At 39.5% G+C, this 20,321-nt stretch carries 17 protein-coding genes; 10 read left to right on the top strand and 7 right to left on the bottom strand.

The genetic code is table 11. The annotated features are described in order from the left end of the window. The first annotated feature begins 258 nt into the window (after positions 1 to 258). Positions 259 to 834, top strand: coding sequence for a cupin domain-containing protein (locus PQ511_RS06740; RefSeq protein WP_273851147.1), 576 nt, complete (start codon positions 259 to 261; stop codon positions 832 to 834). Positions 835 to 923: 89 nt separating this feature from the next. Here the strand turns inward: PQ511_RS06740 and PQ511_RS06745 are convergent, their stop codons facing one another. Then, positions 924 to 1,388 (bottom strand): DinB family protein, encoded by a 465-nt coding sequence (locus tag PQ511_RS06745; RefSeq protein ID WP_273851148.1) that lies wholly within the window; start codon positions 1,386 to 1,388, stop codon positions 924 to 926. Between the two features lie 347 nt (positions 1,389 to 1,735). Here PQ511_RS06745 and PQ511_RS06750 point away from each other — a divergent pair, with 347 nt between their 5' ends. The 3 genes from PQ511_RS06750 to PQ511_RS06760 are packed head-to-tail and all read left to right on the top strand — an operon-like array spanning position 1,736 to position 4,756. Next, positions 1,736 to 3,022, top strand: a complete 1,287-nt coding sequence (locus tag PQ511_RS06750) for an ammonium transporter (RefSeq protein WP_273851149.1) — start codon at positions 1,736 to 1,738, stop codon at positions 3,020 to 3,022. A 24-nt stretch (positions 3,023 to 3,046) separates the two neighbouring features. Beyond that, positions 3,047 to 4,024 carry a DUF294 nucleotidyltransferase-like domain-containing protein gene (locus tag PQ511_RS06755; protein ID WP_273851150.1) on the top strand — a complete coding sequence of 326 codons (978 nt, stop codon included), beginning with the start codon at positions 3,047 to 3,049 and terminating at the stop codon, positions 4,022 to 4,024. After that, a complete protein-coding gene (locus tag PQ511_RS06760; RefSeq protein ID WP_273851151.1) occupies positions 4,025 to 4,756 on the top strand; it encodes an exonuclease domain-containing protein in 732 nt (243 codons plus the stop codon). It abuts the gene before it with no gap. A 233-nt stretch (positions 4,757 to 4,989) separates the two neighbouring features. Here the strand turns inward: PQ511_RS06760 and PQ511_RS06765 are convergent, their stop codons facing one another. After that, positions 4,990 to 6,348 carry an SLC45 family MFS transporter gene (locus tag PQ511_RS06765; RefSeq protein WP_273851152.1) on the bottom strand — a complete coding sequence of 453 codons (1,359 nt, stop codon included), beginning with the start codon at positions 6,346 to 6,348 and terminating at the stop codon, positions 4,990 to 4,992. 417 nt (positions 6,349 to 6,765) lie between these two features. On the opposite strand from PQ511_RS06765, the gene PQ511_RS06770 reads away from it, so the two are divergent. Both PQ511_RS06770 and PQ511_RS06775 read left to right on the top strand, forming a co-directional pair. After that, positions 6,766 to 8,385, top strand: a complete 1,620-nt coding sequence (locus PQ511_RS06770) for a DUF2207 domain-containing protein (RefSeq protein WP_273851153.1) — start codon at positions 6,766 to 6,768, stop codon at positions 8,383 to 8,385. Positions 8,386 to 8,557: 172 nt separating this feature from the next. Further along, positions 8,558 to 10,102 carry a glycosyltransferase family 2 protein gene (locus tag PQ511_RS06775; protein WP_273851154.1) on the top strand — a complete coding sequence of 515 codons (1,545 nt, stop codon included), beginning with the start codon at positions 8,558 to 8,560 and terminating at the stop codon, positions 10,100 to 10,102. A 179-nt stretch (positions 10,103 to 10,281) separates the two neighbouring features. On the opposite strand, the gene PQ511_RS06780 is transcribed toward PQ511_RS06775, so the two are convergent. The 3 genes from PQ511_RS06780 to PQ511_RS06790 all read right to left on the bottom strand — a co-directional run bounded on the left by PQ511_RS06780 (position 10,282) and on the right by PQ511_RS06790 (position 12,990). Further along, the gene (locus PQ511_RS06780; RefSeq protein WP_273851155.1) at positions 10,282 to 11,370 is read right to left on the bottom strand and encodes an HD-GYP domain-containing protein; all 1,089 of its coding nucleotides are present in this window, start codon (positions 11,368 to 11,370) and stop codon (positions 10,282 to 10,284) included. A gap of 23 nt (positions 11,371 to 11,393) precedes the next feature. Beyond that, positions 11,394 to 12,095: an EAL domain-containing protein gene (locus PQ511_RS06785; RefSeq protein ID WP_273851156.1), complete on the bottom strand. Its 702-nt coding sequence runs from the start codon at positions 12,093 to 12,095 to the stop codon at positions 11,394 to 11,396. A gap of 199 nt (positions 12,096 to 12,294) precedes the next feature. After that, complete coding sequence (locus PQ511_RS06790) at positions 12,295 to 12,990, bottom strand: LytTR family transcriptional regulator DNA-binding domain-containing protein (RefSeq protein WP_273851157.1); 696 nt, start codon at positions 12,988 to 12,990, stop codon at positions 12,295 to 12,297. Positions 12,991 to 13,434: 444 nt separating this feature from the next. Here PQ511_RS06790 and PQ511_RS06795 point away from each other — a divergent pair, with 444 nt between their 5' ends. The 4 genes from PQ511_RS06795 to PQ511_RS06810 all read left to right on the top strand — a co-directional run bounded on the left by PQ511_RS06795 (position 13,435) and on the right by PQ511_RS06810 (position 18,045). After that, positions 13,435 to 14,229 (top strand): SDR family NAD(P)-dependent oxidoreductase, encoded by a 795-nt coding sequence (locus tag PQ511_RS06795; RefSeq protein ID WP_273851158.1) that lies wholly within the window; start codon positions 13,435 to 13,437, stop codon positions 14,227 to 14,229. A gap of 39 nt (positions 14,230 to 14,268) precedes the next feature. Then, on the top strand, positions 14,269 to 15,741 hold the full coding sequence (locus tag PQ511_RS06800; protein WP_273851159.1) for an FAD-binding oxidoreductase: 1,473 nt from the start codon (positions 14,269 to 14,271) through the stop codon (positions 15,739 to 15,741). A gap of 13 nt (positions 15,742 to 15,754) precedes the next feature. Then, the gene (locus tag PQ511_RS06805; RefSeq protein ID WP_273851160.1) at positions 15,755 to 17,188 is read left to right on the top strand and encodes an FGGY-family carbohydrate kinase; all 1,434 of its coding nucleotides are present in this window, start codon (positions 15,755 to 15,757) and stop codon (positions 17,186 to 17,188) included. 146 nt (positions 17,189 to 17,334) lie between these two features. Next, positions 17,335 to 18,045, top strand: coding sequence for a MurR/RpiR family transcriptional regulator (locus PQ511_RS06810; RefSeq protein WP_273851161.1), 711 nt, complete (start codon positions 17,335 to 17,337; stop codon positions 18,043 to 18,045). A gap of 58 nt (positions 18,046 to 18,103) precedes the next feature. On the opposite strand, the gene PQ511_RS06815 is transcribed toward PQ511_RS06810, so the two are convergent. After that, positions 18,104 to 18,442: a hypothetical protein gene (locus PQ511_RS06815; protein ID WP_273851162.1), complete on the bottom strand. Its 339-nt coding sequence runs from the start codon at positions 18,440 to 18,442 to the stop codon at positions 18,104 to 18,106. 24 nt (positions 18,443 to 18,466) lie between these two features. After that, complete coding sequence (locus PQ511_RS06820) at positions 18,467 to 20,317, bottom strand: DUF6792 domain-containing protein (RefSeq protein WP_273851163.1); 1,851 nt, start codon at positions 20,315 to 20,317, stop codon at positions 18,467 to 18,469. Between the last annotated feature and the right edge of the window lie 4 nt (positions 20,318 to 20,321).

Below are 20,321 nucleotides of genomic sequence, written 5' to 3' on the forward strand. Positions count from 1 at the left end.
TCGCTACGATAGCGTCCTCTTTTTTCATGTATATTTGGTTGAAAAGCTTCTATTATATTCTTTATTTAGGGTTAGCTATTAAGTCTAAGAAAAAAACGTTAGTTTTTCACTGGTCTCGAACCGTCCCCGCGAATCGCCGCGAATCCCCCCTACGATTCCCAGCGAATCACGACTTCACCACGAACCAAACTAGGCATCTATCACGGGTTCCTTTCTCTTACATAAGATATAGAAAATACTTCTAAGGGAGTGGTTCGAATGGCGGCACCTTATCCGAATACGAGTCATCTACAATACTTTTCAGACGTGAATCAAAATCGCTTGTTTACGCGTAACGAAATGAATTACATTAATCGGCTGGGGAGAGATGTCCTGAATACCCTTGGAAACGTATCTCTACTTGATATTTATCTTAGTCAGGGACGCGTCGTTGAGCCACATTACCATCAGAATGCGTCAGAACTTGTTTATTGTATGACTGGTGCAGCAGGTGTTTCACTGATTAATCCATTTTCGAATGAAGTTGTTAACTTAACGATCCACCCAGGTCAGGTAGCGAATATTCCTCAAGGCTGGTGGCATTGGGAAGTGGCTTATCAAGATAACACCCATCTTCTCGCCATTTTTGATGCGCCTTATCCGGAATATATATTTGGTTCTGATCTTCTAACCAAAACGCCAATCGAGGTGTTCGCCCATACGTATTGTTTAGATCCAAAGCAGTTACGAAAAGCGTTGAAGCCGTTAAATAATGAAACGATTATTATTGGACCAACCGATCAGTGTTTGGAAGGACATACTTATGAACAAAACAAGATTAATCATCATTATTAGTAACCTTAGTGATGTTTCATTTAGAAAGAACATCTTAATAGGGGAATTTAAAGTGGAAATAGGAATCAACAAAAGCAAACCGTTGATTTCTATTTTTTCATTTTCCGAATATAAATGATTTGGCCAATGTGGTTTGCGTTATGCGTTGCTGTGTTCGATAGAATAGCCCACCATTCCGCTTTCTCAGGAAACCCATTAACAGTAGAAGTGAGTTGATTGATATCAAGTATCTCCTGCCAATGCAGGAATACCTCTAATAGTTTCTCTTTCAAAGAGAAAAAGGTTTCTCCGTCGCTTATGAGAAAAGTGTTGGCATTTATAGACATGGTTGGCACTGCGTTAACTTGATTTTCTTTATACCTTAATTGCCAGGTTTCATTCCAATAAATAAGGTGCTGCACAATTTCAGCGATACTATGGCTCGTATCGTCAGGTTTCCAAAAGGCATCAGATTCAGAGAGACTATCAACCGCTTCAGAAAATGAAAGATACCAGCTACGATCATTTGCGTTTGCTAGAAGTTGGTCTAATAAAATCGTCTTTATATCAGCCATTTACATATCACCTCCTTAAGGGAAAAGGCCATTTTAAATAGTATATCATTGGCTAGGTGAATCCGTATCTCGAGCATCTCAAAGGGTAATGATGTGATATAAAAATGAGCTGATTCTTTCTTTTCACATTAGAAATCATCTCGTTTTCGTCCAAGAACGAAGCAACCTTACTACAAGGATCAATCCTGACTACTCCTCATATATAGTCAGAGAGATAATGTGACATGATTGTTGAAGACGATTTTTGTTCATGCAAAAATACTTATAAACATAAATGTCAGATAAATTCACATTTTCTGAAAAACACTGGTTTATTGGTGTTTTTAAAAATGAAAGGGGAAGTTGGAATGGATTCGATGTTTTTAATGAATAGTCTTTGGGTGATGTTTTCAGCAGTCCTAGTGATCTTAATGCTAGGCGGCTTCATCCTACTTGAAGCTGGTTCAACACGAATGAAAAATGCTGGCCATATTGCTGGTAAGACAATCTTTACTTTCGGAATTGCTTCACTCGTTTTTTGGGCAGTGGGATATGGGTTAATTTTCGGAGAAGGAAATGCTTTCTTTGGTTTAACAGACTTTTTCTATTCAGGTTATGAAATTGATGGTTTAGGACTCTCGGCGCCGGTTTTCTTCTTATTTCAACTAGCGTTCGCAGGAATTTCCTTAACAATCGCATTTGGTGGCTTTGCCGAACGCGCGAAATTAACAGCGTATATTCTGTTTGCGGTATTATTTTCAGTTCTCGTTTATCCGGTTATTGCCCATTGGATTTGGGGCGGTGGCTGGTTAGCTGAGCACGGAAAACAGGACTTTGCTGGTTCAACGGTTGTTCACTTAACAGGTGCCATGGGCGCTTTTGCCGCAACGATTCTTTTAAAACCACGAATTGGGAAATACAATAAAGATGGTTCTCCCAATAACATTGCCGGACATAACCAGGTATTCACGGCACTTGGTGTACTTGTTTTATGGGTCGGTTGGTTCGGATTTAATGCGGGTAGTACGTTATCCGCTGACGCTGCGTTCTTTGGATTTGTTGCGATGAATACCAACTTAGCAGCAGGTGCTGGAGCCGTCGCTGCCTTAGTTGTAGCATGGGCAGTGACAGGAAAAGCAGATGTACCAACCATGCTAAACGGTGGATTAGCTGGACTTGTTGCAATTACGGCTTCTTGTGCTTTTGTTGATACGTGGGCTGCGGTTGTCATTGGACTCGTTGCCGGATTCATTGTCTTTTACAGCATGCGATTTTTTGAAAAGAGGAAAGTGGATGATCCGATCTTTGCTTTATCCGTTCACGGTGTAGCAGGTGTATGGGGTACGTTATCAAACGGCTTATTCGCAACACCAGAACTTGCGACTGTTGGGAAGCCAGGCCTTTTCTACGGTGGCGGTTTCGAGCAGCTAGGCGTTCAAGCACTTGGAGTTGGTGCGAGTGGTGCTTATGCGTTTATTGTTTCATTTATTCTGCTAGTGATCATTAAGAAAGTGCTTAACGGTTTACGTGTTACAGAAGAAGAAGAGATTATCGGTCTCGATCTTAGTGAGCACGGTAGCTATGGTTATCCAGAATTCTTGGAAACGCGCCACCAATCAGGACATCAAGGAGAAAGCAGCTCAAAGTCCGGTTAATCGAAAAGAAAAGGGGCTATCGATATGGAAGATGATCATACTTATGAAGATCTAAAGAACATGAGACAACAACAAATCAAGCATGTTGCCACAGATCATTCTGAGCTGAATCATTTCCATGATCACCTGATCGGTCAAGTCGTGCATCGTGCATTAGAGAAAGTGAAAAACGAGTGGGGGCCTCCCCCGTCTCCTTTTTCATTTTTTTTAATGGGAAGCGGAGGTCGGTTTGAGCAAGCGTTATGGAGCGATCAAGATCATGGGATTGTTTATGAGATTGCGAGCGACGAGGCGCAGGACTATTTTCTTAAGCTTGGAAAAGAAATTTCGGATGGCATGTATTTTGTTGGCTATGAATACTGTGATGGGAACGTAATGGCGTCCAATCCACTTTGGTGTAAATCTGTAGAAGAGTGGAAACGGCAGCTTGAAAATTGGATGGAGGATGAAAGTTTTGAAGCGATTCGCCATTTATTGATTTTTATAGATGCCAGAGTGTTGGTAGGACGAGAGTCGCATATTAAGGATTTAAAACGTGTGATTCACACTCAAATCGCTAAATCACCATACTTATTAAAAAGAATGCTAAAAAATACGATGCGGCTTCAAAAGGGGATAGGTGTATTCGGACAAATACTCGTTGAAACGCATGGTTCTCACACCGGAGAAATCAATTTAAAACAAACCGCTTTATTTCCGTACGTGAATGCCGTCCGACTACTTGCGTTAAAAGAGGGAGTAATGAAAAACTCTACTTTAGCAAGACTCGATTCTGTGTCAGACAAAACAAGTCGTATAAAATATCATGAGTGCAAAAATAAATTTAGACAGCTTCTACAATTCCGCTTAGACTATGGAAAACAGGAGGATTATGAAGCTGTTCATTTTGTAACGATTGATTCTCTTCCGAAAGAACAGAAGAAAGAACTTAAAAGGATTATGAAAACAGGAATTGAGCTATACAATGACACCACAAAGACCATCGAAAAAGGGTGTTCCTAAATGAAGATGAATCAAATGGTTCAATATTTAAAGCAGCTCTCCGGCAAGGTGAATACGAGCATGTACGCCTCGATACAGGACCAGTCCAATCCTCATCATATTTCGATGCTAAGGCAGATGCAGAAAGAAATTAAAATGAAAAACACGTTGGAAGTTCCTTTAAATGAACTACGCGTTGTTGTGTTTGATCTTGAAACGACCGGTTTCTATCCGAATAAAGGCGATGCGATGCTGTCAATCGGAGCTGTGAAGGTAACAGGTGAAACGATCAAGGAAGAGACGTTTTATTCACTCATACAGTCAAATACAGCTCCTTCTGAAGAGGTGACCGATTTAACCGGCATTACAGCAGAAGATCTCGATTCAGCGCCACCTCTATCAGACGTCCTCGCTCGCTTTTATGAATTTATTAAAGGGCATACCTTAGTTGCGCATCATGCCAAGCACGAACAGGCCTTCATGCAGCATGCCACCTGGAGTTTGATGCGCGCCAATTTCGACCATCGCATTGTGGATACTTCTTTCTTAATTCGAATTGCAAATCCTGAACTAAAAGGGTTTCAATTGGAAGACTGCTGTGAAGATTGTGGAATTGAAGTAAAAGACCGCCACCATGCACTCGGTGATGCCAAAATGACAGCGGAGCTTTGGTGTCACTATTTGAAGAAAATTCAGGAGATGGGATTTAGGAATTTGCGTGAGGTGTATGAGCAGTTGGCGAAGATGGGGTAGGGGGAGAGCTATGCATCACTGGTGCATCACTGGGACGGTTCTCGTGATTCTTTAAATAAGAACGAAGAAAGTTATATGATTGTGAGTCATGATAGAGTACTAGTAAGTTTTTGATGATAACAATACTTAAAAACCAGGTGAACGAATCAATCAAATGATTCGTTCACCTGGTTTTTTGTTTATAAAGTTAGGAGAATCAACAGAACCGTCCCGCTGATTCACCGCTGATTCAATTACTTCGCATAAGTCTCCTTAATAATCGGAACAGCCAACGCCCCAACCACTAGAAACACACCCGAAAGCAAGATCATAAACGGCATTGAAGATCCGATCAATGGGAATAAAACAAAGCTTAAGCATGAAGCAATGATCTGCGGCAAACAAATGCTGCCGTTAAAGAGTCCAAGATAGGTTCCCATGTTATTTCCTTTTAGCGCATTCGTTAGAATCGTGAATGGGAAGGTCATCATCGCTGCCCATGCGATTCCGATTAACGTAAAGGAAATCACAAGTGCCCACTGGCTGTGAACGAAGAAGACAGATCCAAATCCGATTCCGCCTAGTAACAAGCTAATCGCATAGTAGAATTTTCTTGAGTTATTAGGGATTCGAGATAAAGCGAGAGACCAGAGGACAGCGCCAATTGATTGAACCGCTGTTAAAATCCCAAACCAGTTTCCTGCATCTTGATACGCCGCGCTAGAAGGATCGCTTGTATTCCAAACGTTTAATGCAATGGCTCCTGTGCCGTACGTCCACAAATATTGAAAACCCATCCAGCAGAACAATTGAACGAGCGTCACGGTCCAAAATACTTTTGGAGCGCTTCCGAGTAACTTAAAAACGTTTACTTTTTCCTTCGTTGATTCTTTTGTAATGCCATGATAAACCGCAAATTCATCTGGTGTATACTCTTTTACCTTCCAAACTGTAATAAGACTACAAACGATGAGGACACCAGCCCCAACATAAAAGGAAAGCACAACCGATTGTGGCACAACGCCTTTTGGAGCACTGTTTGAAATGCCGATCATCGTTAAGAGAAACGGGAAAATACTAGCTAACACAGCACCGCTGTTTGATAGAAAGCTTTGGATGGAATAGGCGAACCCTTTTTGTTCCTTATTTACCATGTCGCCAACCATCATTTTAAATGGCTGCATTGCCATGTTTGAGGAGACATCCATAAAGAGAATGGCAATGGCGCCAAACGTCATCGCTGTCACTGCCGTAAATCCAAAACTACCTGAATTGGGCAAGAGGCACATGACAATAACAGCTACAACCGCTCCAACGAGTAGATAAGGAATACGGCGACCAAGTCCTGGAATCCATGTCCTGTCGGAGAAATAGCCAACTAAAGGCTGGACAACTAATCCGGCAAGTGGTGGTAAGATAAAGAATAATCCGAGGTTATGAGGATCTGCCCCAAGCGTTTGGAAAATACGTCCCATATTGGCACTTTGCAATGAAAAGGCCATCTGAACACCTAAAAAACCGAAACTGATTAACCAAATTGTTGTAAGAGGGAGAGCGGGTAATTCTTTTTGATATCGTTTTTCGCTGGTTGTGGCAACTTGTTCTTGTAACATCGTTATCCTCCTGTACTATGAATTAATTCGTAAATGATGCCAATAATTAATGACATTTGTGCAATCGCTTGCATTTGCGATAAAAAATATATGCTGTAAGTTTCGTGACTTCGTACGTTCCTTTTAAAGGGTATGTACAACATGATAACACTTTATTTATAAGGATTTCTTCCTTAGTAGTAGTAAGATACTAAAGGAACACTTCGTTAATAAGGTAAAGCGTTTTCTTTGAATAGTATATACTACGATCAAACAATTACGCAACCGTTTGCATTAACATTTTTCTCTTTTGACAAGAGAAGATGGTACGAAAAAACCTCATTAGTCTAAAATTAATTTGTAACTTTTCTCCTAATTCTTCGTATATATAGTGATCGCATTGCACTTGTGAAACGTACCAGAAAGAAGGGAAAGCCTATGAAAAAAATGCTAGGTTTCTGTATTTTTCTATTTTTCTTCCTTATTCCAACAAATGTATGGGCTGTTGATTTTTCCATTGAATCCACTGATATTACAGCCGAGTTGCGCCAGGATGGTCAGGTCGATGTAACCGAAACCCATACGTATCAATTTGATGGTGATTTTAACGGCATTACGAGAACACTGATTCCGAAAGAGAACGCGACGATAAAAAACGTTCAAGCTTCCGAAAACGGAGCGAAACTTAAGGTGAAGAAAGAAGGAGACCTGTACAAAGTTTACCGCGGGGGCTCTGATGAAACCGTTACGGTTGATCTGACTTACACGATCAGTCAAGGCGTAGAACGTTTTGAAGATGTGGCACAGTTTTATCACCCTTTTTTCGATGATAGTAATGAAGCTACTTACGAAAAGATGACGATCACCGTTGTCCCTCCTGAACCGGCAGAAGTGAAAGCGGCTTTTGGCTATGATGAAGCTTATGATACGGTTGAATCGATCGATAATGGGACAGTGGTGTTCCGTCTTGGTGAAGTCCAAAGCGAAGAGAAAGGGGATATCCGCGTTGCGTATGATGCATCGCTATTTCCTGAAGCCTCTCTGACAGCTGAGAAACCGATGCTTGATCAGATTCTCGCCGAGAAAGAGAGAATGGATGCAGAAGTAGCCGCAAAAATAGCAGCGAAAGAGAAATGGAGTAGCGCAGCCCCCGTGATTGTTGGTGTGTTACTTCTAACTGCGGTTGGATTGATTGTTCAAGCTATCTGGAGAAAAAGGCAGACTGGATTTGAAGTTGAACGACAGCTTAATAGTAATGGACGATTTCCTGATACAAACATGAGCTTACCCGCGATGCTTTTATTTACAGCTGGCAGCTTGAAAACTTCTACCGTTATCGCTTCTTTACTTGAGCTAGAGAGAAAGGGAAAGATCAAGAAAGTTTCGGATGAAGAGTTTGAGCTGATAAGCAGAAAGACGGACTATGAACATGAAACGAGATTAATTGAATGGTTGTTTGATGACATTGCTTCTAGTACGACGTTTCACATTGACGATCTGGAACGCTATGTGGAAGAGAAGAAAAATCATGAGAAGTACCAAAGAAGTTTCTCGATGTGGAAGGAAGCGGTTCGGAAAGAGTATAAGCAAAATAACCTGACTGAAAAAGCGGTGAAGACACGCTGGGTTTCAGGTATAGCCGGACTAGTCTCTTTTATAAGCATTATTTTGTTTGCCTACCATGGGCTATTTCTCTGGATGTTTTCATCTACTTTACTTTTTGTTTTCTTCCTCATTTTTGCCATTGCGTACCGCCCATTAAATGAAGAAGGAAGAAGGGTGAAAGAGGAATTAACCCCACTTAAGCTAAGTGATGAGTGGAAATCGTGGGATAAGGAAGAACAAGTGCCTGCTTTGCTGTATCAAATTGGAGCAGGAAAACGAAAGATGTCCGCTTATGCCGCGCCTAATAATGACTGGATGGTTTATCTTCTTCTTGCTGAAACCTTTCAATCAGGCTTTGATCAAGCCGATCAACATACCGCCGTATCCGCTGCTGGCAGTGCGGGTGGGGGAACTGGCGCAGGTGGAGGTGGCGGTGGATCAGGGGCGTTTTAAAATATAAAGGAATTAGTGATAATAAACCGTAAAAAGCCAGGAGGTGAGAACTCATCCTGGCTTCTTAGTTTCCGCTGGATGCCAGAATAATGCTGTTTAATTGATATGATGATATACTATTACTTTCTTTGAAAAAAGAAAATATATCACTATATTATTGTGAGGGAAATAAATGAATTTAATTTCAAAACTGAAGTCAAAAATAGAAGATGATTATTATACTCAAGTTCCATATGAAATCATTAATAAAGAGCAGTTGGATAAGCGAAAGAAAGTGACAGTTATTGTACCGGTTTATAATGCGTTTGATTACTTAGAAAAAACGGTTGATTCTGTCATTGTTCAAACATTAGGATTCGAAAATATAACCTTAATCCTTGTAGATGATGGATCTAGTGACGGATCTCGTCATTTAATGAGAAAATTCTCTAAGTTATATCCTAATATTGTTTCAGTCTTTTTAAAGCAAAATACAGGCACGCCGGCGTTTCCAAGAAATCTCGGTGCCCATCTAGCAAAATCGAAATACGCGATGTTTCTAGATGCAGATGACTGGCTTTCTCATGATGGCATTCAAGTGTTATATGAATTAATGGAAAAAACAAAGGTTAATTATGCTGTTGGAAAGTCCATTCAGGTGGATTCAAAGAAAAAGTCAATCATTGGGCGATATGAGTCTAGTCAAGATCGAGAAGGAGTTTCGCCATTTTCAATTAAGCACTTATTCTATCATCTTGGTCCACGTGCTAGAATGATGAAATTAGATGTACTAAAGAAAAACAAAATACGATATCCAGAAATGAAGTATGCCGAAGACAAACAGTTTTTTATTGATGTGCTGTTAAAGTCACCTGAAATTTCCACTACTACCGAACCCGTCTATTATTTAAATCGAATGGATGGAAATGATTCACTTACGAAACAAACGGATGTTATGGAAAAAATGGATTCGAATATAAAGGTGTTAAAGTATGTATTAGATAAAAAGCTTCCGCCTTCTGAAGAAAAGATGATTGTGAACCGCTTGATTGAGTTTGATAGTATTACACGACTTTTTGATCGAAAGCATTTTTTGAAAAGTGCAGATAAACAAATGTATTATGATAAATTTCAAGAAGTCATTGACGTGTTTGAGGGCTACAATCGTCCTTACCGAATTGAAGATCATTTAATTAAACCAATTAGTAAGGTTATTTATACCTTGTTTATGGAGGATAAGTATCTTGAACTTGAACAATTGATTGATTGGTCGAAGAATGAAAAAAATAAAGAGCCCCAAATAATTAAATCTCGGCCTTATCATAAAGTGAATGTTGATGATGATAAACAAATCACTGTGCCCATTCCATTTGTGATTGAATCGTCAAATGTTGAGGTAATTGAAAATGAGATCAAGCTGAAATTAAAAGTGACTGGCCATAAGATACCTTCGTTTGAGCGGGTCAAACTTCAGCATAGAAAGCATATTGAAGAGGTCGAAGTTGTTGCTCTTAAAGTGGAAGAAGAAGAGCCAGGCGTGATGGAGATTAGTATGAAAATAGGAGATTTCCAGAGCGTTACTAAGGCGGGTTACATCTTTTACTTGATGTATGAAGATTATGAACAAACATTAGTACCCATCCGTATGGAAGAGGATTTGGTCATTCCATTACAATCAAATAAAGAGTTAATCATTTATTCTACTGTTAAAGATCATGTGGGATTGAAGATTAAATAGATTTAAAAAAGCCAAGGCGCGCCGTTGTCTTTTAAACATTAGAATATACGTTACTGGCCCCTCGTTTTGCCCAACCATATGAGGAGGCAGTGGCGAGGTAAGGATTAAAATGAATGTGGAACAGCAGCAAACCAGGATAATGAAGGAGAGTGGTGGCCCTTTACCCTGGTTTTGCTTCGTTACTGATCCAACCGGATACTCGTAATGCTAAGAGTAGATTCTTTCGAAATAAGAATGGAATCCTTCAACCCTTCAAGGTACGTAACGAAAGAGGCAAAAGGTTGATAGTCATTGATTTCGACTACTTTCGCCATTTTTCCATTTGATAATGAGACAACAGAACCAACTGGAAAAACGCCGATTTCAAGCATAAGTTGTTGAAGGATTGTAGGATCAAATTGTTCGGAATTTCCTAGCATAATCAAAAGGGCTTCATTTGCTGTATAACTTTTACTGTATGGGCGGTTTGAAGTAAGGGCGCAATACGTGTCAGCGATCATCAAGATCCGGTCAAACGGGGTTAAAGATTTTGCTTTCAATCCCCTTGGATAGCCTGATCCATCAATTCGTTCATGGTGGGTTCGGCAATAACGTGATATTGATTTTGGAAATCCTTTTGCTCTTAGAAGGTTATATCCTTCTGTAGCATGAGATTTAATCATATGAAATTCAAAATCAGAGAGTGTGTCTTCTTTATTAAGGAGATTAGTCGGGATAACGGTTTTTCCGATATCGTGGAGCATTGTGCCAATTGAAAAATCTTCGCTGCCTATGTAATGAAGTCTTTTGGCTAAAAGAGAGCTAAGCATGAAGACATCTATGGAATGGTGATAGCTATAGGAATCATATTCGTTTAACTCCATCATGAGATGAAATACTTCCGTATTGGAGATGGTTGTAAGAAAGGATTCTTCTAGCCATTGCAGTTTCTCGGTATCTTGTAAGGCATGGCCATAACGATAATCATGTCCAAGTTCCGTAAGCGTTTCAAAAAACAATTTACGGAGTTTCACTTCATGATCCATTAATTGATTTTTTCCAAAGTAAATCGTCTTTTTATTTTTCTTTTTGGAGCTGGAGTTGGATGGAGCTTGTAAAGGAGGAAAAGTTTTTTTAGTAACCCCAATAGAAGTCACTCCCCAACGTTTTAATTTCTCTAGCTTGGGTTTTGTGATTTGACTTCCTTCTTTAAGCAATAAAATATCGCCTTTCCAAATATCTTTTTCTAAGATATCACCTATCTTTAAATCGCCTAGCCTTTTTTTCATCTCGGTACCTCCCTCTTTTACACCTATCCTGTTCGACCACTCGTTTTCTTCTTACATTGCGGTTCCTCTAGTAAATACCCTTGTGCATAGTCAATTTCAAGGAATTTTGCCATGGATAAATCTTCTGCACGTTCAATTCCTTCAATCATTAATAGAAGATCATATTCTTTACAATCGTTTCTGATGGCGCGTAGTATACTTTGTTTGTGTTCGTCTTCTGAGAGGTGTTTTGAAAAAAAGCGAGCTACTTTTACAACATCAGGCTTGATTTCGTTTAATCGTTTTAAAGATGCAGGGTCATGACCAACATCTTCTAAAGCAATTTTAAATCCTAATTCTTTTAGCCATTTCATGCGCTCAAGAAAAAAGTTATTTTCCGAAGTTGAAAGCAAGTCACCTTCCGTAAGTTCTAGAATGAATCTAGGTGATTCGAGTTGTTGTGTCTCCATATAAGATTCGACTCTATTCTCGAAATCAGCATGTAGGATGGTAGAGGGGTGAATTTTTAAAAATAAACACGATGACGGGGCAAATGAAGTGTGAACCTGAATGGCCTTTGATAGAGACATTAACTCCAAATCAAATAAGGTATCCTGCTGTTGAGCCATATGAACGAGGTCGATAGCAGAATCAAAGCCATCATGCCTTATAAGAGCTTCATAACCAAAAATTTTCCACGTTTTAATATCCCATACTGCTTGAAAGCAATGGTAAATTCCGTCCAAACAATCACCCCTTCTTTTAACAAGTGTGGTTATTTATCCCACATTAGTAATTAAATAATAGGACTTATTATCTATTCCGTCCAATCGCTTTAAAACACTAAAATAATTCATTGAAACTAGCTTTAGTTGAGTTAAGTATTGGGATTGTTGGACTGAGACAAAAAAAGCATAAAATAAAAAAACCAGTAGGGATACTGGTTTAGTTCGGCAAATGAGGGAGCTGTTCAAGATTACTCTTCGAAATTCTGGCTTTATTTGACAATTCCTTAAAACAAACTTCATAACTTTGACCGGTTTGTTTAATGACTTCAATTTTCTTTATATTAATAATGAAAGATCGGTGCGAAAGAATAAAACTAGCATCAAGAGATTTCATTAAGCTAGATAGTGAATCGCTCACGATGTATTCCTTGTCCTTAGTATAAATACTTGTCTTTCTATTTTTTCGCTCAAGAAAGACAATATCTTGACACGAAATAAATAAATAGTCTGTACCTTGTTTGACAATCAATTTTCCAAGTGTTTCGTTAATGGTTTGTAATCTTTTTTTATGGTTTAAGTCGAAGCACACACCGATGGCTTCTTCGACAAACCCTTCATGATAAATTGGTCGAACAACGACAAGATGAAGTTTCCCCTCTAACTCGATTTCATACTCTAGTGTTTGACCATCCCATATCTTCGTATAGAAGTTTTGCTTCTCGATAGCGGTTTGCATCGGAAGAACATCAAATAGCGTTTTTCCAATTAATTGTTTTCGAGTATATCCTAACTTTTTTAACAATTGTGGTTCACAAAAAGTATAGACATAATTTCCGTTTTCCCGTATGACTTTAAATGAATCGCCCCATCGAACAGCATCTACTTCCCTTGTTCCCCTGAATATAACTGTCATCTCCTATCTCGCAAACGGCTTTTACTATTAAAATAAGAAGGTAATACTATTTTGTCAATGGAATAAGATTACCAGAATATATGATGACAGAGGGATTTGTGCAACTTAGACGAGTTATTATTTATATATTAGAATAATAATTAACGAGATAATGAATTGAATTAAGAAAACGCATTCTTAATCAAACGTTTAATTAATATGTCTTCATTCCCATTTAACTGTTTTTTAAGCATAATGATAGGTTTTAAAGCGTAGTTCATAAAAAGTTGAACTATAAAAGATTATGTAGCGAATTGACATCTTTATATTTATGAAGAAAATTTTCCTTTGAAATATACAAAAACATCATAAAAAGAGAAATTTCGAGCGAAATGCTTGTCATTCGTTTACCCAAGCATTAGAATGAACCTAGTTAAAATTTTCTGAAAGGTGGCCCGATGGAAGATGAACCCCGATTTAAAACAGATCACTGATTTTACAATGAACTTTTTTAGCCTTAAAGGAAAAGTTGCAATCATTACGGGAGGCAATTCAGGAATAGGACAGGGGTTTGCACTAGCATTAGCGAAAGCTGGAGCCGACATCTTTGCGGTGAGTATGGCAGAAGATGATAACCACACGAAGGAATTGATTGAAGCGGAAGGCGTTCACTATCATTTAATGATTGGGAATCTTACAGAAGACGGTTTTTGTAAAGCGGTTGTTGATCGATGCTTAGACGTTTTTGGGCAAGTCGATATTCTCGTCAACAATGCTGGAATCAACATTAACGAACCAGATGTGACAAAGTTTACGAGATTGCATTGGGATAAGATGGTTTCTGTTAACTTAAATGCGCCATTTGAGCTATCTCATGAAGTAGCCAAACAAATGATTCCACAGCGAAGCGGAAAAATCATTAATACGTGTTCCTTGTTTTCTTACCTAGGTGGTCAGTGGTCGCCAGCATATGCAGCGACCAAACATGGCTTAGCCGGATTTACGAAAGCGTATTGCGATGAACTCGCTCAATATAACATTCAGGTCAATGGCATTGCGCCTGGATACTTTGCAACAGACGTAACCAGAAGTACGAGAGACAACCTTGAAAGCAATCAGCGTGTTCTCGACCACATTCCAGCAAATCGCTGGGGAAATATCCAGGATCTGATGGGTGCAGTGGTTTTTCTCGCATCTGACGCTTCTAACTATGTAAACGGTACGTTACTAAACGTTGATGGCGGCTATCTCGTTCGATAATTTCGATTAAACTACGATAACGATAAAGGAGAATACATTATGAAAAACCTATTAGAACAGTTGAAATCACTACTTTCAGAGGGACAAATTGTAACCAGTGAAGAGGCTCTATACGATGCATCAGCCGATCGCTACAAAAAGTATGCGAAAACGAAAAACGTACTCGACGTTCCTGCACCGCTTGCCATTGTTTTTCCTCATTCCACAGAAGAAGTAAAAACGCTTCTTATGTTCTGTAACGAAAACAATATTAACGTGATCCCTAGAAGCGGGAAAACAGGCACAGAGGGTGGCCTAGAGAACTGGAAAGAAACCACGATTGTCATCGATGGTTCTAAGATGAATGACATTATTAAAATGGACACGTACAACATGCAGGCGACGGTTCAGTCTGGTGTGAAGCTACAAACGCTTGAAGATGAGCTTCGTAAGTTGGGCTATACAACTGGGCACTCTCCGCAGTCTAAGCCAGTAGCACAATTTGGTGGCCTTGTTTCCACAAGAAGTATTGGGCAGTTTTCTACTTTATACGGTGCGATTGAAGATATGGTTGTTGGGCTCGAATGTGTTTTTCCTGAAGGACAGGTTTCGAAAATCAAAAACGTTCCAAGACGTTCGGGTGGTCCAGATATTCGCCACATTGCGATTGGGAATGAAGGCGCGCTTTGTTATATTACAGAAGTCACGGTTAAAATTTTCAAATATACGCCAGAAAACAATTCTTTCCACGGCTATCTGATTAAAGATGTGGAAACAGGAATTAAGGTGCTACGCGAAGTAATGGTAAACGGTTATCGCCCTTCTGTTGCGCGCGTGTATTCTGAAGAAGATGCACGACAGCATTTTGAACATTTTTATAAAGATAAGTGCGTGTTGATTTTCACGACTGAAGGCCCTAAAGGCATTGTAGAGGCAACGAACACGGGAATTGAGGAAGCTGTCGAGAAGTTCCAGTCAGGCATAGTTGAAAAGGTTGATTCTTCGTTAATTGAAACATGGTTTAACAACTTAAACTGGGATGAAAGTCGAATCGAGCGAGAAGTACAGGATATGATCGATCACAATTCTCATGATGGCTTTACGACTGAAGTATCAGCAGATTGGGAAACGATTCCGAAGCTTTACAACAATGTGATTGAGCGTATTAAGAATGAGTTCGATCGCGCAGATGAGCTTACAATGCTTGGCGGCCACTCGTCTCATAGTTATCTAAATGGGACGAATATGTACTTTGTTTATAATTATACAATTAATTGTGCACCTGAAGATGAAATGCGCATCTACCACCATCCGATTCACCAGATTATTATCGAAGAAACATTGAAGATGGGTGGATCGATGTGTCACCACCACGGAATCGGGAAGTACCGTTCTGAATGGACGAAAGAAGAGCACGGCTCTGCTTATTACATGCTTGAAAAATTAAAAGAAGCGTTTGATCCAAAAGGCATCATGAACCATGGTACGATTTTCCCACAACCTAGCGAAGTGAAAAAGTACATTCGCAGCTAAGAGGAGGGAAACCATGGAAAATCGGTACATTATGGGTATTGATAATGGCTCACAAAGCACAAAAGTGGTCATTTATGATGTGGAAGGCAATGAAGTGGCCTTTGGTTCACAAGCGCTGCGTGAAACTTTAACACCTGAACCAGGCGTTGTTATTCATCCAGATGATGATTTGTGGGATAGTGTCTATTATGGTGTGAAAAATTGCTTAGCGAATTTTACAGGTGACCCAAGTGACATTGCAGCGATTGGCTTGTGTACGATCCGCTGCTGTCGTGTATTATTAAATCAAGACGGTGATTTAGCCTATCCAGCGATTAGCTGGATGGATGCTAGATTATCTAAACCATACGAGCATGAAGATGATCGGGTTCAGTATGTGACGACAACTTCAGGTTATTTAGGACTGCGATTAACGGGAGAAACCAACGATACGGCGGGCAATTGTGAAGTGTTTTGGCCGGTTGATCGTGAAACAATGGACTGGTCGGATGATGATCAAGTGATTCATGAAAATGGACTGCGCCGCGAGATGTTATTTAACCTTGTGAAGCCAGGTGAAAAGCTTGGATCCATTCGTAGCGAGCTTGCGAAGGAGTTTGGATTTACGGAAGGGATTCCTGTTGTCGCCACTTCGAACGATAAAGCGGTGGAAGTGCTAGGGTCAGGCATTCAAAATGATCGTTCCATTATGATTTCACTCGGCACCTTTATTTCCTCTATGTTATTAAGAGATCACTATTTTAAAGGGGCAAAAAACTTTTTTCCTACGTTTGCCTCCATACCATTCAAATACGTTTATGAGTCAAACGGGATTCGACGGGGCTTATGGACTGTGAGCTGGTTTAAGAAATTAATCGGTGAGGAGCTTGTAACAGAAGCCGAGAAGTTAGGCATTTCGGAGGAAGCGTTTTTAAACCAGAAAGCAGAGGAAGTACCTGCGGGTAGTGATGGCTTAATCACAATTCTTGATTGGCTAGCTTCCCCTGATAAACCGTATCGAAAAGGGCTCATGCTTGGCTTTGATCAACGTCATTCCAGGTATCACATATATCGTTCCATCCTAGAAGCGATTGCCTTTACGATCAAAAACAATATTGATGAGATGATAGATGAAATTGATTTAGATTTGCGCGAGGTTGTGGTTATTGGCGGCGGTTCAAAAAGTGACATCATGCTGCAGATTCTCGCTGATGTATTTAATTTACCTGTTCATCGTAGAAAAGGAAGTAGTAGCGCCTGTTTAGGTGCAGCAATTAGCGCTTCAACCTATCTAGGGATTTACGATGATTTTTCTGATGCGATTCACACAATGGTGAGAACAGAAAAAATGTTTGAGCCAAATGGGGAGAATCACCAGTTTTATAAAAAAGTAAATGAAACCGTTGTGCAGCAGGTGCGAAAGCATACGGACGAGATTTTTAAACTTTCTTATCCGATTTTTAAATAAGCTTTCTTGGGGAATCCTAGTATGGTAGAAACTGTTGATCACGATCGGGCAAGTAGGAGAAAGCAATTGTTATTTTCGTATAGGAAATAGCAATTGCTTGTTTTCGCTATGCGAGTATTTGGATAAGGCGAAAGGAATGAAAGAGTATGATTAAATTAGATACAAATCATTTAACGAAATTAGAAGAAGACGTTCACAGCAAGCTATCGGAAGTTGTGGCAACGAACGATAAATTAAAAATTCTTGAAGCCGCTGAGCTGTGTGAAGTGTCGCCGTCGAAAGTATCAAAACTGGTGCGGAAATTAGGGTTTGATAACTTTAAGCAATACAAGCTTTACTTTAGTGGCCAGCAAATTTATACGGAAAAGCAGAAGAAATCCAGTGAGATTGATCGCCTGATACAGTTCTTAGAAAGTTTCGACCCTGCGCTTATCGATGATTTTGTTTCGGTTTTTGAAAAATATAAAAAGATTATTATTTACGGACTTGGTCCATCGTTTATAAGTGCTGAGTATTTCGGCTATAAGCTAACGATTTCCTCTGATAAAAATGTAACGGTGGCACAAAGTGAGGACTTTGCAAGTCGCCTGGCGGATGAAGATACGCTTCTCATTGTTCTATCTGTGACAGGGAAATTTTCTTCTTTTGAAAATTTGTTTGCTGAAACGAAGAAGAAGGGCGCCACGATCATGCTGGTTTTAGAAGAGTATGTGAATACGCTAGACTCCATGGCAGACTATATTTTTTATTTATCGAAGGTTCACCAGGATAGCAGCCTGCTTCCCTTTGAAAAAACGCGAACGGTATTTTTTATTTTTATTGAAGAAGTGATTGCGAGGATGAGAGGGGAACGGTGAATAAGATAGGATGCGTCTTACTTTCTATGGCATGAGGTAAGACGCTTTTTAGTGGAAGTTAAGCAGAAGGAGTATCTTCATATGTGATCGTTAGACTCTGGACCTTTATATCGTCGGCCTGTCTGTCTAACGATTTTACCGCCTGTTCAGACTGGTTTTCTAAAGCTGTTAGCAGCGTGCGGTTTGCCATCGTATAACGCTCGGTTTCCTCTACCATTGCTTTAACAATTTCGCCTTGCTGATCTTCGCTAATGATAATAGTCCGTACCATATTTAGAAACTGTTCATCGATATGATGAATGTCGTCAATGGCATCCTGAAGTTGCTGTTGTTTAGATAATAAACTTGTGGATTCAAGAATTTGTTCTTTTACAGTTAACGAATGTAATTCTTTCAAGAAAAAACCTCCTTAGTCGACTCCTTAAATGAGTGAAAAAAGCTTAGAAACTCGGTCATCTTCACGAAACAAGTCTTCAATCGCTATGCGATATTTTTCAATATAGTCATATCCTTTTGTTACTTGCTTTCGAAGAGCAGACAGTTCATAGTCGAAATCAACACCTTGAAGAGGAGGAATAGATTCGTGAACAGAGATATGACGAATGGTTTTACTTATTCGACTGAAATAGATGTGCTTTCGAAGATACATGCTATAATGGGCGGGGTTTTGCTCAATATCATTTACTTTCGTGAAAACTTGATGCTTTTGTTTTAAGTATTCTTCCTCGATCTCTCGATTCACAGCGAGTTCGAACCGTCGAATGGCCTCTTCTTTTTCCTGAATGATGGATTTCCCATCTCGATACATGCGAAGAGATGCGGATATGTTCACCAGGATGGGCTCACCATTCTGACTTGTGGAGTAGACCATATCTGTACCCTGGTATGATTTATTGCCAGACCTCATAGCTTCAAGCATTTCAGCTATGCTATGACTGGATACGATCGTATCCATCAGTTGTTTGTATTCTTCTTTATTTAGAGTCTCCAAATGTGAGAGAATCTGCGTGTAATTATGATAAAGCCTGGTAGCTAAGATCGCATCTCCAGCGATTGGAGGTGGTTGGGGAATCACTGAATCGTAGCGAATCTGATCCATTTTCCAAATAATATCCTCAATGTCTTGTAAATCTTTCTCTACTTCCTCAAAAACATTAATAAGCTCATTTTTTTGGTCAGTTGTAATATAGTTGGCTTCTACTAACTTCCCGAAAATGGTGTCTCCGTTTTGCGTAATAACGTGAACATTATCGAGAAGCTTAGGAACTTTTTCGTTCATTCTTTCGACCATATCACTAAATTTTGATTGATCGAGCAGATAAGTTCCAGAGAGATTTGCGATAGCATTGCCTTCTAATAGGTCAGGATCGAAACCTACCAGAGCCTTAAGCACTTGATCATTTCCACCTTTTTTAGAGGCATCCGTATAATTGATGGCAAGCTGCTGAAAGTCTTCAATCACATAATCAGGAATTTCATCAACCAATTCTCGAATGCCATTGTAAGTGGGATTTGTATCGATCATGTCTACGTCCCCAAGTGTAACAAATCCTCTGACACCACTTGTCCCATATAACGGATCATCATAGGAGATGGTCTGGTGAACCCTGTTTGCTTTTTGACTGTAGTAATCTTTGGTGAAGGCTTCGAGAGCTTTGGGGTCTATGTTGTAGATAGCACTGAGGTTATGAGGCGAAATGGAAAACTTTTTTGAAACTTCTCTTTGAAAGTTAGTATCAGCCACCCATAACTGATAGTAATTAGTTTGTGCACCATTTACACTATAGACTTCATCAAATGTATCGTACAAAAGTAGAGCTGTTGTATTATTGTTATGGGCTAGTGAATGAGAAAGGCCAATTACCGAGACAGTATTGTCATTCTCCGAGATGTGAAATTCGTTTTTTACATCTTTAACAAATTCATTTGTCATCCTCGCTTGTGAATAATCTTTACCAGCAAACATTGCTTTAATGTTATAAGTCCAATCATCATATCCTTGGGACCCCTGAGAAATAACAAAAATTTCATTGATGTCATTTTCTTTTGATTTAAAATGAATGGCTGTACCGTCATAACCTGAAGAATCTCCTTCAAGTCTCATAGACTCAGATGAGTGAAAGATATCTACGTTAGCAGGAAGAACTTCCCCGAATTCTTCAAGATAAATTCGTTGTACTTCTTGAATGAAATCCTTATTGGAGAGATTGCTATATTCTAATTCTGTTATTCTTAGACGAAACTCTCTGGAAGTTGATAAATGAATCGTCATAAGT

This window comes from Guptibacillus spartinae, assembly GCF_028610625.1.
Classification (GTDB): domain Bacteria; phylum Bacillota; class Bacilli; order Bacillales; family Guptibacillaceae; genus Guptibacillus; species Guptibacillus spartinae.

Excerpts from the sequence above, each read along its gene's own strand:
- PQ511_RS06760 (WP_273851151.1), top strand. The coding sequence starts at position 4,025 with ATGAAGATGAATCAAATGGTTCAATATTTAAAGCAGCTCTCCGGCAAG.
- PQ511_RS06805 (WP_273851160.1), top strand. The coding sequence starts at position 15,755 with ATGGAAAATCGGTACATTATGGGTATTGATAATGGCTCACAAAGCACA.
- PQ511_RS06810 (WP_273851161.1), top strand. The coding sequence starts at position 17,335 with ATGATTAAATTAGATACAAATCATTTAACGAAATTAGAAGAAGACGTT.
- PQ511_RS06750 (WP_273851149.1), top strand. The coding sequence starts at position 1,736 with ATGGATTCGATGTTTTTAATGAATAGTCTTTGGGTGATGTTTTCAGCA.
- PQ511_RS06765 (WP_273851152.1), bottom strand. The coding sequence starts at position 6,348 with ATGTTACAAGAACAAGTTGCCACAACCAGCGAAAAACGATATCAAAAA.
- PQ511_RS06780 (WP_273851155.1), bottom strand. The coding sequence starts at position 11,370 with ATGAAAAAAAGGCTAGGCGATTTAAAGATAGGTGATATCTTAGAAAAA.
- PQ511_RS06745 (WP_273851148.1), bottom strand. The coding sequence starts at position 1,388 with ATGGCTGATATAAAGACGATTTTATTAGACCAACTTCTAGCAAACGCA.
- PQ511_RS06770 (WP_273851153.1), top strand. The coding sequence starts at position 6,766 with ATGAAAAAAATGCTAGGTTTCTGTATTTTTCTATTTTTCTTCCTTATT.
- PQ511_RS06755 (WP_273851150.1), top strand. The coding sequence starts at position 3,047 with ATGGAAGATGATCATACTTATGAAGATCTAAAGAACATGAGACAACAA.
- PQ511_RS06800 (WP_273851159.1), top strand. The coding sequence starts at position 14,269 with ATGAAAAACCTATTAGAACAGTTGAAATCACTACTTTCAGAGGGACAA.
- PQ511_RS06775 (WP_273851154.1), top strand. The coding sequence starts at position 8,558 with ATGAATTTAATTTCAAAACTGAAGTCAAAAATAGAAGATGATTATTAT.
- PQ511_RS06820 (WP_273851163.1), bottom strand. The coding sequence starts at position 20,317 with ATGACGATTCATTTATCAACTTCCAGAGAGTTTCGTCTAAGAATAACA.
- PQ511_RS06790 (WP_273851157.1), bottom strand. The coding sequence starts at position 12,990 with ATGACAGTTATATTCAGGGGAACAAGGGAAGTAGATGCTGTTCGATGG.
- PQ511_RS06795 (WP_273851158.1), top strand. The coding sequence starts at position 13,435 with ATGAACCCCGATTTAAAACAGATCACTGATTTTACAATGAACTTTTTT.
- PQ511_RS06740 (WP_273851147.1), top strand. The coding sequence starts at position 259 with ATGGCGGCACCTTATCCGAATACGAGTCATCTACAATACTTTTCAGAC.